Consider the following 1,126-nt stretch of genomic DNA (forward strand, 5'->3'; position numbering starts at 1 on the left):
TTGTCGGTGATCCAGTCGTGGAAGGCGCCGATGTGGTGTTCGGAGGGGACGAGGACGCCGCCGGTGGCGTAGATCTTGGAGTTCATGGCGGGTTGGCAGCGTTCGCAGGCGTCGAAGTCCTGCTGGTTGACGCGGTGGAAGAGCTCGACGGAGGCGGAGACGTCCTTGCCGGAGTCGACCACGGTGGGCAGGTAGAGCCAGTCGCACTCGACGATGGTGTGGTCGGGGGCCATGGGGAACATGCGGTGGATGATGACGTGGTCGGGGACGAGGTTGACGAACACGGTGGGCTTGACGGTGATCGCGTAGTAGCGGCGGTCGTGGTCGTCGTCCACGCCGGGGAGCTTGTCGAGGCCTGCGGAGCCGTCGACGGTGAAGCCGGCGACGTCGTTGCCGAACTCGGCGCCGTGGCCGACGAAGTACTGGGCGGCGAGTCCGTCGGCGAACTCGGGCAGGACCTCGGTGAGTTCGGGGTGGATGGTGGCGCAGTGGTAGCACTCCATGAAGTTCTCGATGATGAGCTTCCAGTTGGCGCGCACGTCGTAGGTGATGCGCCGGCCCAGGGCGAGGTTGGCGATGTCGTAGCCCTCGATGGCCTGGGTGTCGCCGAGGCGTTCTTGGATGTCGCCCATGACGTCGTCCTCGAAGGAGGGGGGGTTCTCGGCCAGGCAGACCCAGACGTAGCCGAGGTACTCGCGGACCGGGATGGTGACGAGGCCGTATTCCTGGCGGTCGATGTCGGGCATCTTGGTGAGGTTGGGGGCGGCGATGAGCTTGCCGTCGAAGTCGTAGGTCCAGGCGTGGTAGGGGCACTGGAAGGAGCGTGCGGCTTCGCCGGTGTCCTCCATGCACAGTTTCACGCCGCGGTGGCGGCAGATGTTGTAGAAGGCGCGGATGCCGTGCTTGCGGTTGCGGGTGATGATGATGGATTCGCGGCCGATCTGGACGGTGCGGTAGGCGCCGGGCTTGTCGAGGTCTGCGGCGCGCACGGCGCAGAACCACATCTGCTCGAAGATGCGTTCCTGTTCGGCGCGGAAGACGGCCTCGTCCACGTAGGTGGAGCCGGGCAGGGTGGAGATCAGGGACTCCGAGACAACGTTGGTGGACAACTCTCTACTCCTTGGGT

General features: G+C 65.5%; 1 protein-coding gene. It reads right to left on the reverse strand.

Annotated features, from left to right (window positions below):
• Nucleotides 1–1,109, reverse strand: a 1,109-nt coding sequence (locus RCG67_RS16785) for an aromatic ring-hydroxylating oxygenase subunit alpha (RefSeq protein ID WP_368827925.1), incomplete at its 3' end; no start/stop codon positions are given.
• Between the last annotated feature and the right edge of the window lie 17 nt (nucleotides 1,110–1,126).

This window comes from Kocuria cellulosilytica, assembly GCF_040981245.1.
Lineage (GTDB): Bacteria > Actinomycetota > Actinomycetes > Actinomycetales > Micrococcaceae > Kocuria > Kocuria cellulosilytica.